Here is a 14,648-nt window from a genome sequence, read left to right on the forward strand (position 1 = left end):
AGACTGAGAAAGTCGGACACCGGGCTTACCCAGTGCCCCCCTTGGTCGATGGGTGCTGAAAATACCACCCTCGCCATGAAAGGTGCGCGAAGCGCACCACCCAGCGTCAAGCCGGGTTGCTGCCAGCCGCGAAACTGCGGACGCGTCGGGGTTTGAGGTGCACCTGTGCACCGTGCGCCAGAACGCCACTGTCCCGCAGGGCGGCGTATTCGGCGCGTGGCAACTCGACGTCGATTTCACCCTGGCCATCGGTGCGCTTGAATTCCAGGCGCGTGTTGGGCCCAACGGTGAGCACCTGCACCAGCTGCACGGGCAAGCTGCCCGCTTCGCCATGCGCGAGCACCTGGATCTCGTGCGGCCGCACATAACTGACAGCCGCATCACCGCCTGAACCCACCGAGCCCGGCGCGTGGTCACGGCCGTGGAAAAGGTTCACATCGCCCAGAAACTGCAAAACGAAAGGCGTGGCCGGATGGTCGTAAACCTCGTCGGGCGTACCCTCCTGCTCGATGCGCCCCTGGTTCATCACCACGATGCGGTCGGCCACTTCCATGGCTTCTTCCTGGTCATGGGTCACGAACACGCTGGTGATGTGCATCTCGTCATGCAGGCGGCGCAGCCAGCGACGCAGCTCCTTGCGCACCTTGGCGTCGAGGGCGCCAAAAGGTTCGTCGAGCAGCAACACCTTGGGCTCGACCGCCAGGGCGCGGGCCAGGGCGATCCGCTGACGCTGCCCCCCGGAGAGCTGGTGGGGGTAGCGGTCTGCAATCCAGTCCAGCTGCACCAGCTTGAGCAGCTCGGTCACCTTGGCCTTGATCTCGGCCTCGGAGGGGCGCGTCTCTTTGGGTCGCACGCGCAAGCCAAAGGCCACGTTCTCGAAGATGGTCATGTGCCCGAACAGTGCGTAATGCTGGAACACGAAGCCCACGTTGCGCTCGCGCACAGCCACATGGGTGGTGTCTTCGCCGTTGAACAGCACGGTGCCACTGTCGGGCTGCTCCAGCCCTGCAATGATGCGCAGCAAACTGGTTTTGCCCGAACCGGAGGGGCCCAGCAAGGCCACCAGCTCCCCCGAGGGAATGTCGAGGTTGAGGTGGTCACAGACGGTGGTCTGGCCGAAGCGTTTGACGAGGTTTCTGACTTCAATGCTCATGGTTCTGATCTCAAACAGACTTCAGACGGGGTTCATGCCGATGTCGCAGCAGAGGCCTGGGCCAGTTGTTGCTGCACGCGGCGCTCGACGATGTATTTCAGGACCAGGGTGACCAGGGCCAGGCTGGCCAGCAGCGAGGCCACGGCAAAGGACGCCGCAAACTGGTACTCGTTGTACAGGATCTCGATGTGCAGCGGCAGAGTGTTGGTCTGCCCGCGGATGTGCCCGGACACCACCGACACGGCGCCAAACTCACCCATGGCGCGAGCGTTGCAGAGGATCACACCGTACAACAGGGCCCACTTGACATTGGGCAGCGTGACCTTGAAGAACACCTGCCAGCCCGACGCGCCCAGCACGCGAGCGGCCTCCTCCTGCTCGGTGCCCTGAGCCTGCATCAGCGGGATCAACTCGCGGGCCACGAAAGGAAAGGTCACGAAGATGGTGGCCAGCACAATGCCGGGCACCGCAAAGATCACCTTCAGGTCGTGGTCGCGCAGCCATTCGCCGAACCAGCCCTGCAGGCCGAACACCAGCACATAGATCAGGCCTGCGATCACGGGGGAGACAGAAAACGGCAGGTCGATCAACGTGAGCAGGACGCTCTTGCCACGGAAGTCGAACTTGGCAATGGCCCACGCTGCAGCCACGCCGAACACCAGATTCAGGGGTACCGCAATGGCGGCCGCTGTCAACGTGAGGATGACCGCTGACAACGCATCAGGCTCGGTCACCGCAGCCAGGTACACGTCCCAGCCCTTCTTGAAAGCCTCGATGAACACCGTCAACAGAGGCACGAACAAAAACAGCGAAAGGAAAGTCAGGGCCACGCCGATCAGCGTGTAACGCACCCAGGCCGGCTCTTGCGTGGCCTGGCTTTGGTTGGGGGGGGCAATGCCGGAAGCACTCATGGTGTCATCGCACAGTCAAAAAGGGTTCACTTGCCCTGGCGCTTGCGCGTCCAGGCCTGCAAGGCGTTGATGGCCAGCAACAAAACGAATGACATCACCAGCATCACCACGGCAATGGCGGTGGCACCTGCGTAGTCGTATTGCTCCAGCTTGGTGATGATCAGCAAAGGCGTGATCTCGGAGATCATGGGCATGTTGCCGGCGATGAAGATGATCGAACCGTATTCACCCAGTGCACGGGCGAAGGCCAGCGCGAAGCCTGTCAGCAAAGCGGGCGTGACGATGGGCAAGATCACCTTCCAGAAGGTCTGCCAGCGGCTGGCACCCAGGGTGGCGGAGGCTTCTTCGAGTTCACTGGCCAGGTCTTCGAGCACCGGCTGCACCGTGCGCACCACAAAGGGCAGACCGATGAAGGTCATGGCAACGAAGACACCCGGTGGCGCGAATGCCACCTTCAGGCCCAGAGGCTCCAGAAACTGGCCGTACCAGCCGTTGCCGGCATACAGACCCGTGAGCGTGATGCCAGCCACCGCGGTGGGCAAGGCAAAAGGCAGATCGACCAGGGCATCGACCACACGACGACCGAAAAAGTCATAGCGCACGAGCACCCAGGCCACCAGGAGACCGAACACTGCGTTGACCGCAGCGGCCAGCAAGGACGAGCCGAAGGTCAGCTTGTAGGACGCCACCACGCGCGGAGAAGTGACCGTGTCCACAAAGGCGGGCCAGGTCATGGTGGCTGTTTTCATGAGCGTGGCGCTCAAGGGAATGAGCACGATCAGGGACAGGTACAGCAGCGTCAGGCCCAAGGCCAGATCGAAGCCGGGCAGCACGGTGTGCTGCCGCAGCAGGGTGCGAGAGAAAATCATGGGCACCTTCAGGTCAACGGCGGGTGTAGATCTGGTCGAACACGCCCCCGTCTGCAAAGTGCGTTTTCTGCGCCTGCGCCCAGCTCCCGAACACGTCATTGAGCCTGAACAGGCTCAGCTTGGGGAACTGTGCCGCATGCCTGGCAGCCACCTGAGGGTCGCTGGGACGGTAGTGGTTCTGCGCTGCAATGTCTTGCCCAACGGGTGAGTACAGATACTGCAGATAAGCCTGCGCCACATCACGCGTGCCGCGCTTGTCCACCACTTTGTCGACCACCGACACCGGCGGTTCGGCCACGATGCTGACCGAAGGCGCCACGATGTCGAACTTGTCCGGGCCCAGTTCCTTGACCGCCAGCAAGGCTTCGTTTTCCCAGGCCAGCAGCACATCGCCGATGCCGCGCTCGACAAATGTGGTGGTGGCCCCGCGGGCCCCGGAATCGAGCACCGGCACATTGGCCAGAAGCTTGCCGACGAACTCCTTGGCTTTGACAGGCGAGCCACTTCGTTTGAGCTCATAACCCCAGGCCGCCAGGTAGTTCCACCGCGCACCGCCGGAAGTCTTGGGGTTCGGCGTGATCACCTGCACACCGGCACGTACCAGATCAGGCCAGTCTTTGATGCCCTTGGGATTGCCCTTGCGCACCAGGAACACGATGGTCGAGGTGTACGGTGACGCGTTGTTCGGCAAGCGCTTCTGCCAGTCGGCCGGCAGCAGCCCGGCCTTGTGGCCGATCTCGTCGATGTCGTAGGCCAGCGCCAGGGTCACCACATCGGCTTCCAGGCCATCGATCACCGAACGGGCCTGCTTGCCCGAGCCCCCATGTGAGGTGCGGATCGTCACGTTGTCACCCGTCTTGCCCTTCCAGTGCTGGGCAAAGGCCTTGTTGAAGTCCTGGTAGAGCTCACGGGTTGGGTCATAGGACACATTGAGCAAGGTGATGTCTCTGGCGTGGGCGGCCACAGGCGCCAGAAGCAGCACGGAAGAGATCAGCGTGAACAGTTGACGGCGAGCGATCGGATGCAGGTTCATGATCGGATGAGGTACAGAAGGAAGATGGGCTCATCGTAGGAAGCCCGCCGTGCGCCGTGAACGAAGCATCTCGCCTGTGCTCATGCGGGAGGCGCATGTACACCGCGTCTGGCGTTAACCCTCGGCTCATCTGTCATGCAAGCACTGCAGATAACCCTGAGTTGTCGGCAAATGACAGACCGCTGTCCAGAACGCACCTCGCCACTTGAACACGCACTTTCCATACTTGGGACAGAACGTGAAAAAGCGTGAAGAACACTTCGCGCGCGATCTCATTTTTTGAACCGAGGAGACATGCAATGACCCCGAGACTTCGAGCGGCTGTGCCGCTGGTCGCCTTGGCGTGCTGGATGACCGTGACCGGTGCCAGCGCCCAAAGCGCCATCTTCCAGCAGAGCTTCAACACCGGCCTGGGCAGCTTCACCGCCACGGGCCCGGTCAAGACTGGCAGCACCGGTGCGGTGCTGACGGCCGCTGCCTTTTCAGCCGACGGTGCCGTGCGTTCGAAAGCCATCAGCACGGCGGGTTACAGCAACATCGCCGTGTCGTACGACCGCGTGACCGCCGGCCTGTACACCAACGTCGGTGACTCGGGCGTGTTCGAGTACTCGACCAATGGCGGCACCACCTTCACCCGCCTGGAAGCCACCTCCAACACCACCAGCAGCCGCGCCAGCTTCAACCTGCCGGCAGCCGCGGCCAACAGCAGCGTGGTGCTGCGCTTTCGCATCATCGGCATCAGCAGCAAGGAAACCTACACGGTCAACAACGTGACCGTGACCGGCACACCCACCTCGGGCGGCGGCACAGGTGGTGGCACCGGCGGCACCACGGGCCAGGCCCCGGCCATGGGCGAGTACGTGACCTTCGAATCGGGCCATGTGCGCCCCATGGCCCTCTCGGCCGATGGCACGCGCCTGTACGTGGCCAACACGCCCGACGCCCGCGTGGAGGTCTATGACGTGACCGGCGCCACCCCGGTGCTCAAGGATTCGATCGCCGTGGGCCTGGAGCCTGTGGCCATGGCCTTTGCGCCCAACGGCCAGTTGTGGGTGGTCAACCATCTGTCTGACAGCGTGAGCGTGATCGACGTCAGCACCTCGCCCGGCAAGGTCGTCAACACGCTGTACGTGGGCGACGAGCCCCGCGACATCGTGTTCGGTGGCCCGGGCAACAAGTGGGCCTTCATCACCGCCGCCCACCGCGGCCAGAACGCCAAGCTCGACCCGCAGTTCGCCACACCCGGCGTTGGCCGGGCCGACGTGTGGGTGTTCGATGCGGCCAACCCTGGCACGGTGGCGGGCGGCAAGCCCAGCACCGTGCTGAACATGTTCGGTGACACCCTGCGCGCCCTGGCCCGCAGCGCCGATGGCAGCAAGGTGTACGCGGCGGTGTTCAACTCGGGCAACCGCACCACCATTGCGCAAGGTGGCCCTGGTGGCGAACTGGCCAAGACCGGCCCCACGGCCAATGTGTCGGGCGTCAAGCAACCGGCCACCGGCCTGATCGTGCAGAAGAATCCGGCCACCGGCAACTGGGAAGACGGCGGCGACCCGGCTCGCGGCATCGCCCCCAAGACCTGGAACGCCAACATCAAGCTGGACCTGCCCGACTACGACGTGTTCACCATTGACACCAGCGGCAGCGTGCCGGTGGTCGTCAAGGACAAGACCGCCCGCTATGTGGGCACCACCTTGTTCAACATGACCGTCAACCCGGTCAACGGCAAGGTGTACGTGAGCAACCAGGAGGCGCGCAACGTGGTGCGCTTTGAAGGCTCGGGCAAGACCAGCACCACGGTCAACGGCCGCTTTGTCGATGCACGCATCACGGTGGTCGATGGCGCCGATGCCCAGCCTCGCCAGCTGAACAAGCACATCACCAGCTACGGCAGTGGCCTGGGCACAGCGGCCGAGAAAGCCGCTGCGGTGTCGACCCCGCTGGAAATGGCGATCACGCCCGACGGCAAGACCCTGTACATGGCCTCGATGGGCACCAACGAACTGGTGCGCTACAACACCGCCGCCCTGGAGGCCAACACCTTCACGCCCAACACGGGTGACCAGCTGCAGCTGACCGGTGGCCTGCCCACCGGCGTGGTGCTGGACGCCAACCGCGGCCGCGCCTACGTCACCACCCGCAACGACAACGGCGTGTCGGTGGTCGACACGGCGCAGTTCCGCGAAGTGGCCCACGTGAAGATGCCCAACCCGGAACCGGCCGACGTGGTCAACGGCCGCAAGTTCCTGTACGACTCGACCTTCTCGTCGAGCCGCGGTGACATGTCGTGTGCGGGCTGCCACATCTTCGGTGACATGGACCACCTGTCGTGGGACCTGGGCAACCCGGACGAAGAGGAAACGCGCAACACCAACCCGTACAACCGGAACGTGCCCGCGATCCTGCGCACCACCACCAACTTCCACCCGATGAAGGGGCCCATGAACACCCAGACCCTGCGTGGCATGGCCGGCAACGGCCCGCTGCACTGGCGTGGTGACAAGATGGGTGCTTCCAGCGGTGCCAGCCTGGAAGAGCGTGCGTTCAAGGACTTCAATGGCGCCTTCGTCAGCCTGCTGGGCCGCGATGGGCAACTGTCGGACGCCGAGATGACCTCGTTCGCCCGCTTCGCCCTGAAGCTGTGGATGCCGCCCAACCCGGTGAAGAACCTGGACAACACGTACACCGCTGCCCAGCAGGCCGGCTTCGACTTCTACATGAACAAGAACGCCGACACGCTGACCACCTGCAACGGTTGCCATGCGCTCGACCCGGCCAAGAACCAGTACGGCACCGACGGCACCATGTCGTTCGAAGGCCCGACCATTGCGGAAGACTTCAAGATCCCGCAACTGCGCAACATGTACCAGAAGGTGGGCAGCTTCGCGCGCAACAGCACGCGCAACACCCCGCCGGCACCCTACCTGGGTGAGCAGGTGCGCGGCTACGGCTACTCGGTCGATGGCGGCCTGGGCAGCGTCAACGAGTTCCTCAATGCCCTGGTGTTCAACGCCCAGGTGAGCGCCGACACCCGCGCCAAGCTGCAGGAGTTCGTGCTGGCCTTCCCGTCGAACCTCGACCCCGTCGTGGGCCAGCAAATCACCGTGACCCCCACGAATGCCACCCAGGCAGACGTGACCGATCGGCTGAACCTGCTGGTGTCGCGCGCCAAGGTGACCACGCCGCGCCCCGAATGCGAACTCGTGGTCAAGGGCGTGATCGGTGGGGCCGCACGTGGCTGGGTGCATGCCCGCGGCAGCGACAGCTTCGTGTCCGACCGCGGCGACAGCAGCAGCCTGACCTCGCTGCTGTCACAGGCTCGCTCGGCCAACGCGCCCCTGACCTTCACCTGCGCGCCTCCCGGCAACGGCACCCGCATGGGCATCGACCGCAACGCCGACGGCAAGCCCGACGGGGCCGTCTGACCCCAGGGGCCCACTCGTCCCTCCGACAAGGCCGGTGCCATGCACCGGCCTTTTTCTTGGGCGTTCGGAACATGCGAGGCGCAGCACCCGCCAGGCAAAAAAAGAGCGCCCACGGCGCTCAAAACGAGAATCAGGAATCGAGGAGCACCGGCCTGCCTGGCAACAGCCAGGTCACACCCGGGGTTCAGCGCAGCATCTCTCGCTGCTGCTGGCGGTAGATGGACGGCGCACAGCCAGCCCAGCGGCGGAAGGCGCGCGTGAAGTTCGCCGGGTCGTTGTAGCCCAGGCGGGCAGCCACCTCGTCGACGGGCAACAGTGTGGTCTTGAGCAGGTTGCACGCTTCCTGGAATCGATGCTGATCCAGCACCTGACGGAAGGTCAGGCCGTGGCGCTCCAGGTGGCGCGCCAGGGTGCGCGGTGTGATCGAAAGACGCCGAGCCACTTCGGCCATGGTGGGGTAACCCTCGGAAGACAAGGCCAGGGCGTCACCCACCTGCTGGATGAAGTCGGCGCGCCGATCGGCCAATCGGTCTTGTTCGGCATCGCAGGCAGCGCGGGCCTGCCGGGCGGCCTCAGGGTGCCCGAGCGGCAGAGAGTGATCCAGATCGCGCAGTTGAATGATGATCTGGTTGGCCGAACACCCGAATCGTGCCGCCGGCAAGCGCGGTGCATAACGTTCGAAAGCTGGCAGGTAGGGCGCCGTGAAGCAAAGCACCGTGCCAGAACGCCGTTGCTGCCCACCGATCAGCTGTCGGGCTGAATGAACCCATCCCGCCATCATGCTGTCGAACGCAAAGCGCTGCAGAGGCCCAAGGGGTACGCGCTCGCGCACCGTGATGACCGCTTCGGCCTCGGTCTGGCGCATCTGCAGGTCCATGAAGCGGCCCATCAGGCCCCAGTAGGTGACCGCCAGCTCCAGCGCATCGGCCAGGCTGCCGGCCGTGAGCAAGGCTTGCCCCAAGGCCCCGTGCATGGTGGTGGGCATGTTCAGGCCCATCTCGAGGCCCAGGCATGGGTCACGCGTGAGCTGCAAGGCTGCGTGGGTGAGCGCCGCGTATTCGGTGGCATACACCTCTCCCTGCTCACGGTCCACCAGTTGGGGCGACAGACCCGCCAAGGCCAGCAAGCGCTCGGGCTCCACCCCACGCTGTTGACACACGTGCATCAGCAACCGTGCGTGGCCCAGCGGCACTGTGGGCACAGCCAGGACACCGCTCAGACCGCGGGAGGCAAGTGAGGGGCGAACAGGCGTCGACATGGTGGCGTTTTCAAGGTACTCGCGATGTTAAATGCCCCCCACCCACCCCGCCTCAGGCAAAACGCTGATGGCGGAAATCGGACAAATGCCACAGTTTCCTGACGCGAAGCTGAACAAAGTGGGCATGTCTGCTCGGTCACGGGGGCGTCTTCTTTGAGCCAGCTCAGAAACTGCCTCGCCTGTTTCTGGCAGCCTCGGCCTCACACCACGCCCTCACTCAGCCATGCCACCACCGCTCGAAAAGGCCCGAAAACCAGCCGCGGCCGACGCACCTCAGAACCCTGCACGCCAACAGATCCTCAATCGACTCAAACGTGCGGAAGGGCAATTGCGAGGCTTGCAGCGCATGGTGGAAGAAGGCGCAGACTGTCTGGCCATCGTCACCCAGCTGGCGGCAGTGCGCCGCGCACTGGAAAGCACCCAGCTGCGCATGACACGATGCCACTTGCACGAGCGCATGCGCGACGACTCCATGGCCGCGCCCCCCGAAGCCATCGACCGCATACTCGACGAGATGGAAACCCTGCTGGGCAGGGTGCGCTGACACCCCGAGGCGACACCGCATCAAAACGTGACAATGCGACGCCACACGGTTGCGGCATGATGTGCACTCAGCATTTGCCCCGCCTGCCTCGTGTCTGCCTCTCTCCCGCCCCGCTTCGCCCTGCCCCCTGACGACGACCTGCGCGAGGTGCTGCACAACGAAGTGCATGCCCGGCCCTCGGCCCGCATCCGTCTGCCGGCGCTGGTGGTGTTCATCGCCGTGATGAACGATGGTGTGAGCCGCGCTGATGAGTGCGCCCACCTGCAGCAACTGCCAGGGCAATCGGCCCTTCGCCCTGACGACCTCAAGGACAACTTCGTGCGCCTGCGTCTGGAGGGCTGCACGCTGAAGTGGGAGCGCCACAGTGAGTTCACCCGCTATGTGCTGGTGCAGCCCTTGCCCGAGGGCATGGGCCTTGGCGCCGCCGAGCCCGACCTGCTGCGTGGCCTGAAAGTGCCTGCCGAGTGGCTCGCGGGCATCCCGGGCCGCACGGTGGCTGGCGTGCTGCTGGCCATGGTGCACCACGACCTCCAGGACACCACCGAAGCCCTGGCCCAGGCCCAGCGCTGGATGGGGGGCCGCAATGTGGTGGCCTCGCTGCTGGGACATGGGCACTCGCTGGCCGTGACCAACTTCCGGCTCAAGCCCGATGGCTTCGAGCGCATGCTGGTGCTGGCGCCGGAACACACCAGCGAAACCCGGGCCGGCCGGATCTCGCAGCGTCTGCTGGAACTGGAGACCTACCGCCTGATGGCGCTGAGGGGCTTGCCCGTGGCCAAGCAACTGGGCGCCCTGCTGGCCGAGTCCGAGCGCGACCTGGCCGAAGTGACGGCGCAGCTGGAGGCCAAGCTGGTGTCCGAGGGCGACCTGCTCGACCGCCTGGTGCATGTGGCAGCCCGTGTGGAGAAGGCCACGGCCCAGCACATGTACCGCTTCTCGGCCACACAAGCCTATGACGCCATCGTGCGCCAGCGCATCATCGAGCTGCGCGAAAAGGCCGTGCCCGGCACCCAGACCTTGGGCGAGTTCATGCAGCGCCGCCTGTCGCCGGCCATTGCCACAGTGGCAGCCACCTCGCAGCGCCTGAGTTCGCTGTCACAGCGCATCGAGCGGGCCAGTGCCCTGCTGCGCACCCGGGTCGACATCACCACCGAAACACAAAACCAGCAGCTGCTGGCCAAACTCACCCAAGGCCAGGACCTGCAGCTCACCCTGCAGAGCACCGTGGAAGGCCTGTCGATCGCGGGCATCTCGTACTACATGATCAGCCTGCTGCTGTATGGCGCCAAGGCCTTGAAGGCCATGGGCCTGCCCGTGCACCCTGAACTGGCGGCCGGGGCGGTCACTCCCCTGGTGCTGCTGGGCGTGTGGATGTTCACCCGCCGCATTCACAAGCACCTGGCGCAGCATCAGTCGGCGGCCTGAGCCCCGGCGCCCGCCCCGGCAGAACCTCAGGCAGAACCGTCGGCCATTACACTGCGCGCTTTCTGCCTGAGCACCGCACGCCGCTTTCACCATGCGCATCGCCGAACTTCGCGACCAGCTTCGCCAGTTGGGCGCCAACCCTGCCCACGAAGACCGCGTGCTGCGCCACTGGGTGCAGGCCAAGCCGCAGGACGCCACCAAGCGCAAGCCGGTCGACTTCCTGCCCAGGCCCCTGTACGAGGCCCTGCCGCGAATCAGCGAGGCGCTGGCTGGCCTGGTGAGCCTGCGCTCGGTGCACCCGGCCGACGATGGCTCCGAGCGCCTGCTGCTGGCCCTGCGCGACGGTCAGACCGTGGAAAGCGTGCTGCTGCCGCGTGACGGCGTGTGCGTGTCGAGCCAGGTGGGTTGCGCGGTGGGCTGCGTGTTCTGCATGACCGGTCAGGCTGGCTTGCTGCGCCAGGTCAGCAGCGCCGAGATCGTGGCGCAGGTGGCCTTCGCGCGCACCCGCCGGCCGGTCAAGAAGGTCGTGTTCATGGGCATGGGCGAGCCCTCGCACAACCTGGACAACGTGCTCGAAGCCATCGACCTGCTGGGCACGCAGGGCAACATCGGGCACAAGAACCTGGTGTTCTCGACCGTGGGCGACGAGCGCGCCTTCGAGCAGCTGCCATTGGGTCGCGTCAAGCCCGCCCTGGCGCTGTCGCTGCACAGCACCCTGGCCGAGCGCCGCGCCGAACTGCTGCCCCGGGCGCCCCGCATCAGCCCGGAGGAACTGGTCGAGCGCGGCGAGGCCTATGCACGCCAGACGGGCTACCCCATCCAGTACCAGTGGACCCTGATCGAAGGCCTGAACGACAGCGAAGAAGAGCTGGAAGGCATCGTGCGGCTGCTCAAGGGCAAGTACGCACTGATGAACATGATCCCGTACAACACGGTCGACGCCCTGCCCTACCAGCGCCCGACCTGGGAGCGTGCCGCCGAGATCGCCCGCTGGCTGCACCGTCGCGGCGTGCTGACCAAGCTGCGCCAGTCGGCGGGGCAAGAGGTTGATGGCGGCTGCGGCCAGTTGCGCGCGCGCACGCTGGAAGGCGAAAAGGTGGTGCGGGTGACGAGGGCTTCGGCCCGGTGATAGGCTGGGGGCTTGTTGGATGACACGACACCCCCGATGCAACGACGTCCCCTGGGCCAGACCGGCCTGAACGTGAGCGTGATCGCCCTGGGCACCATGACCTGGGGGGAACAGAACACCGAAGCCGAAGCACACGACCAGCTGGATGCGGCACTGGCCGCCGGCATCAACCTGATCGACACGGCCGAGATGTACCCGGTGCCACCCAAGGCCGACACGGCCGGCCTGACCGAACAGTACATCGGCACCTGGCTGAAAAAGAGCGGGCGCCGCGATGACATCGTGCTGGCCACCAAGGCCGCAGGGCCCACGCGGCAAGCCGGGCGGCCCTCGCACATTCGCGGTGGGCGCCTGAACTTCAACCTCACCAACCTGCGCGAAGCCCTGCACGACAGCCTGCGCCGCCTGCAGACCGACCATGTCGACCTGTACCAGCTGCACTGGCCCGACCGCAGCGTGAACATCTTCGGCCAACGCGATTACGTGCACGTGGCCGACGAAGACACCGTGGCCATCGAAGACACCCTTCGCGCCCTGCAAACCCTGCAGCGCGAAGGCAAGATCCGGCACATTGGCGTGTCGAACGAAACGCCCTGGGGCCTGTGCCAGTTCACCAGCCTGGCGCAGTACAAGGGCCTGCCGCGGGTGGCCAGCATCCAGAACGCCTACAGCCTGGTCAACCGCAGCTTCGAAAGCGGCCTGTCAGAAGCGAGCCTGCGCGAGAACGTGGGTCTGCTGGCCTACTCGCCCCTGGCCTTCGGCATGCTGAGTGGCAAGTACCTCGACGGTGCCCTGCCCGCTGGCGCGCGCCTGACCCTGTTCGAGCGCTTCACCCGCTACAAGAGCGAGAACACCCTGCTGGCCGTGAGAGCCTATGTCGAGCTGTTCCGCGCGCATGGGCTGGACCCGGCCCAAGCCGCCCTGGCCTTCGTGAACACGCGGCCCTTCGTGACCAGCAACATCATCGGGGCCACCAGCCTGGCGCAACTGCACAGCAACATCGCCTCGGCGCAGCTCACGCTGTCGCCCGAGGTGCTGGCCGGCATCGACGCCATCCACCAACGCTTTCCCAACCCCGCGCCATGAGCTTTGCCGCCGCCTCGGCACCGGTGGCCGACACCGTGATCCACACACCGGCCTCCGGTCTGCAAGCAGGCTGGGTGCAGTGGCAGGCCCACGACGCCTGCCGCCTCCGGGCCTACAGCGCCCGTCCCGAGGGCCCTGCGCCTGAAGGCGGCTGGCCGGTGGTGCTGGTCGTGCAGGAGATCTTCGGGGTGCACGAACACATCCAGGATGTGGCCCGGCGCCTGGCGCATGCCGGCTTCCTGGCCGTGGTACCCGACCTGTTCGGCCGGCTGGGTGACCCGGCGGCCTGTCAGAGCTACGAAGAGATCCGCAACGGTTTCATCTGGCCCACACCCGACACCCAGGTGATGGCCGACCTGGACGACGCGATGCAATGGGCCGTGGCCGAGGGCGGCAACGCACAACGCGTGCACCTGACCGGCTTTTGCTGGGGCGGGCGCATGGCCTGGCTGTATGCGGCACACCAGCCTGCACTGGCCTCGGCCGTGGCCTGGTACGGGCGCCTGCAAGGCCCGACCTCCGACCTGCAGCCCGAGCACCCGGCGCAGGTGGTGCAACGGCTCCAGGCCCCGGTGCTGGGCCTGTACGGTGCCTGTGACGAGGGCATCCCCCTGGCACACGTGCAGACCTTTCAGGCGGCACTGGCCGATGCAGGCAGCCCTTCACGCGTGGAGGTGTTCGACGGTGCGCCGCATGCCTTCCTGGCCGACTACCGTGCCAGTTACCGTGCCGCCGATGCAGCGCGTGGCTGGCAGATGATGTTGTCGTGGATGGCCGCAGCCGATCAGGCCACTTCGACCACCTGACCGTCGACGAACAGCTTGAGCTCGCCGCACTGGAACGGTGTCCAGTGCTCATTGGCCGTGAGGGGCTCGGTGGCGATCAGGGCCACGCGGTCACCGGTCTGCGTGAGCTGCGCGAAATCCAGCGTCATGTCGGCGTCTTGCAAACGGGCATGGCTGAAGGGGTGCTGCCGCACCAGGTACTGCAGCTTGGTCGTGGCATGGGCCCACAGGGCCTCGCCATTGCTGAGCAGGAAATTGAAGGTGCCGAAACGGGCCACCTGAGGCACCAGCTCGCGCAGGGTGCGGGTCAGCTCGTCGGGGCTGGGCAGCGAGGCGTGGCTCTTGGCCAGCTCCTGCATCAGCCAGCAGAAGGCCCGTTCGCTGTCGGTGTCGCCCACAGGGCGAAAGTGGCTGTGCAGGCGCGGGCGGTAATCCTTCAGATCACCGTTGTGGGCAAACACCCAGTAGCGCCCCCACAGCTCACGTGTGAAGGGGTGGCAGTTTTCCAGCGCCACCTGCCCCACCGTTGCTTTGCGGATGTGTGCGATCACGTCCGTGCTTCGGATGGGATAGGTCTTGATCAGGTCTGCCACGGGCGAGACGTTGGCGGCCTGGGCGTCCACAAAACAGCGAACACCTCGCCCTTCAAAAAATGCGATGCCGAAGCCGTCGGCATGTTCCGACGCACGGCAGGCAAAACCGGAGAAGCTGAACACCACGTCGGTGGGGACGTTGGCGTTCATGCCGAGCAATTGGCACATCGGGATTTTTGAAGAGACAAGGCGAGGAAGGATTATCTCCTCCCTGCGCCTGCCTCCCTCCCTGTCAGCCTCTTGCCCAGCGTGCGCGGGCCAGGGCCCACGCTTCGCTGGCACCCACCAGGGCCGCCAGCATCAGGGCCACCCAGCGGTGCCACCGAAGAGACCGTGACCGAAGCGGTGTGTGCATGTCAACTCCGTTCTGCAATGGCCGGCAGTTTGGCAAGAGGCCGTGACAGCTTCATGACAGCGCACTGTCATCGCCGCGACAC

General features: G+C 65.4%; 13 protein-coding genes. 6 read left to right on the plus strand and 7 right to left on the minus strand.

Annotated elements, in window-relative coordinates; translation table 11 throughout:
• Positions 1–106: 106 nt before the first annotated feature.
• Genes EYS42_RS00560 through EYS42_RS00575 form a run of 4 tightly spaced genes read right to left on the minus strand, consistent with a single transcriptional unit; the run spans position 107 to position 3,966 of the window.
• On the minus strand, positions 107–1,153 hold the full coding sequence (locus EYS42_RS00560) for a sulfate/molybdate ABC transporter ATP-binding protein (protein WP_130965932.1): 1,047 nt from the start codon (positions 1,151–1,153) through the stop codon (positions 107–109).
• A 32-nt stretch (positions 1,154–1,185) separates the two neighbouring features.
• Positions 1,186–2,064: a sulfate ABC transporter permease subunit CysW gene (gene cysW, locus EYS42_RS00565; RefSeq protein WP_130965933.1), complete on the minus strand. Its 879-nt coding sequence runs from the start codon at positions 2,062–2,064 to the stop codon at positions 1,186–1,188.
• Positions 2,065–2,090: 26 nt separating this feature from the next.
• Positions 2,091–2,933 (minus strand): sulfate ABC transporter permease subunit CysT, encoded by an 843-nt coding sequence (gene cysT / locus EYS42_RS00570; protein ID WP_130965934.1) that lies wholly within the window; start codon positions 2,931–2,933, stop codon positions 2,091–2,093.
• A gap of 13 nt (positions 2,934–2,946) precedes the next feature.
• Positions 2,947–3,966, minus strand: coding sequence for a sulfate ABC transporter substrate-binding protein (locus tag EYS42_RS00575; RefSeq protein ID WP_130965935.1), 1,020 nt, complete (start codon positions 3,964–3,966; stop codon positions 2,947–2,949).
• A gap of 299 nt (positions 3,967–4,265) precedes the next feature.
• Between EYS42_RS00575 and EYS42_RS00580 the strand changes: the two genes are divergently transcribed.
• Positions 4,266–7,391: a YncE family protein gene (locus EYS42_RS00580; RefSeq protein WP_207301078.1), complete on the plus strand. Its 3,126-nt coding sequence runs from the start codon at positions 4,266–4,268 to the stop codon at positions 7,389–7,391.
• 184 nt (positions 7,392–7,575) lie between these two features.
• Here EYS42_RS00580 and EYS42_RS00585 read toward each other — a convergent pair whose 3' ends face one another.
• Positions 7,576–8,649 carry a helix-turn-helix domain-containing protein gene (locus EYS42_RS00585; RefSeq protein ID WP_130965936.1) on the minus strand — a complete coding sequence of 358 codons (1,074 nt, stop codon included), beginning with the start codon at positions 8,647–8,649 and terminating at the stop codon, positions 7,576–7,578.
• A 223-nt stretch (positions 8,650–8,872) separates the two neighbouring features.
• Between EYS42_RS00585 and EYS42_RS00590 the strand changes: the two genes are divergently transcribed.
• The 5 genes from EYS42_RS00590 (at position 8,873) to EYS42_RS00610 (ending at position 13,639) form a co-directional block, all read left to right on the plus strand.
• Entirely contained in the window at positions 8,873–9,193 is a 321-nt protein-coding gene (locus tag EYS42_RS00590) for a metal-sensitive transcriptional regulator (RefSeq protein WP_130965937.1), read from the plus strand.
• A gap of 90 nt (positions 9,194–9,283) precedes the next feature.
• Positions 9,284–10,618 (plus strand): DUF3422 family protein, encoded by a 1,335-nt coding sequence (locus tag EYS42_RS00595; protein ID WP_130965938.1) that lies wholly within the window; start codon positions 9,284–9,286, stop codon positions 10,616–10,618.
• Between the two features lie 91 nt (positions 10,619–10,709).
• A complete protein-coding gene (locus EYS42_RS00600; RefSeq protein ID WP_130965939.1) occupies positions 10,710–11,747 on the plus strand; it encodes an RNA methyltransferase in 1,038 nt (345 codons plus the stop codon).
• A 36-nt stretch (positions 11,748–11,783) separates the two neighbouring features.
• The gene (locus EYS42_RS00605) at positions 11,784–12,833 is read left to right on the plus strand and encodes an NADP(H)-dependent aldo-keto reductase (protein WP_130965940.1); all 1,050 of its coding nucleotides are present in this window, start codon (positions 11,784–11,786) and stop codon (positions 12,831–12,833) included.
• A complete protein-coding gene (locus EYS42_RS00610) occupies positions 12,830–13,639 on the plus strand; it encodes a dienelactone hydrolase family protein (protein ID WP_130965941.1) in 810 nt (269 codons plus the stop codon). The genes EYS42_RS00605 and EYS42_RS00610 overlap by 4 nt, the downstream gene beginning before the upstream one ends.
• Here the strand turns inward: EYS42_RS00610 and EYS42_RS00615 are convergent.
• Together EYS42_RS00615 and EYS42_RS17405 are read right to left on the minus strand one after the other, a co-directional pair.
• Positions 13,618–14,379 (minus strand): class II glutamine amidotransferase, encoded by a 762-nt coding sequence (locus tag EYS42_RS00615; protein WP_130965942.1) that lies wholly within the window; start codon positions 14,377–14,379, stop codon positions 13,618–13,620. The two genes, EYS42_RS00610 and EYS42_RS00615, sit on opposite strands and share 22 nt — an antisense overlap.
• A 64-nt stretch (positions 14,380–14,443) precedes the next feature.
• Positions 14,444–14,566, minus strand: coding sequence for a hypothetical protein (locus EYS42_RS17405; protein ID WP_280960169.1), 123 nt, complete (start codon positions 14,564–14,566; stop codon positions 14,444–14,446).
• Positions 14,567–14,648 lie beyond the last annotated feature (82 nt).

This window comes from Aquabacterium lacunae (genome assembly GCF_004310865.1).
Classification (GTDB): domain Bacteria; phylum Pseudomonadota; class Gammaproteobacteria; order Burkholderiales; family Burkholderiaceae_C; genus Aquabacterium; species Aquabacterium lacunae.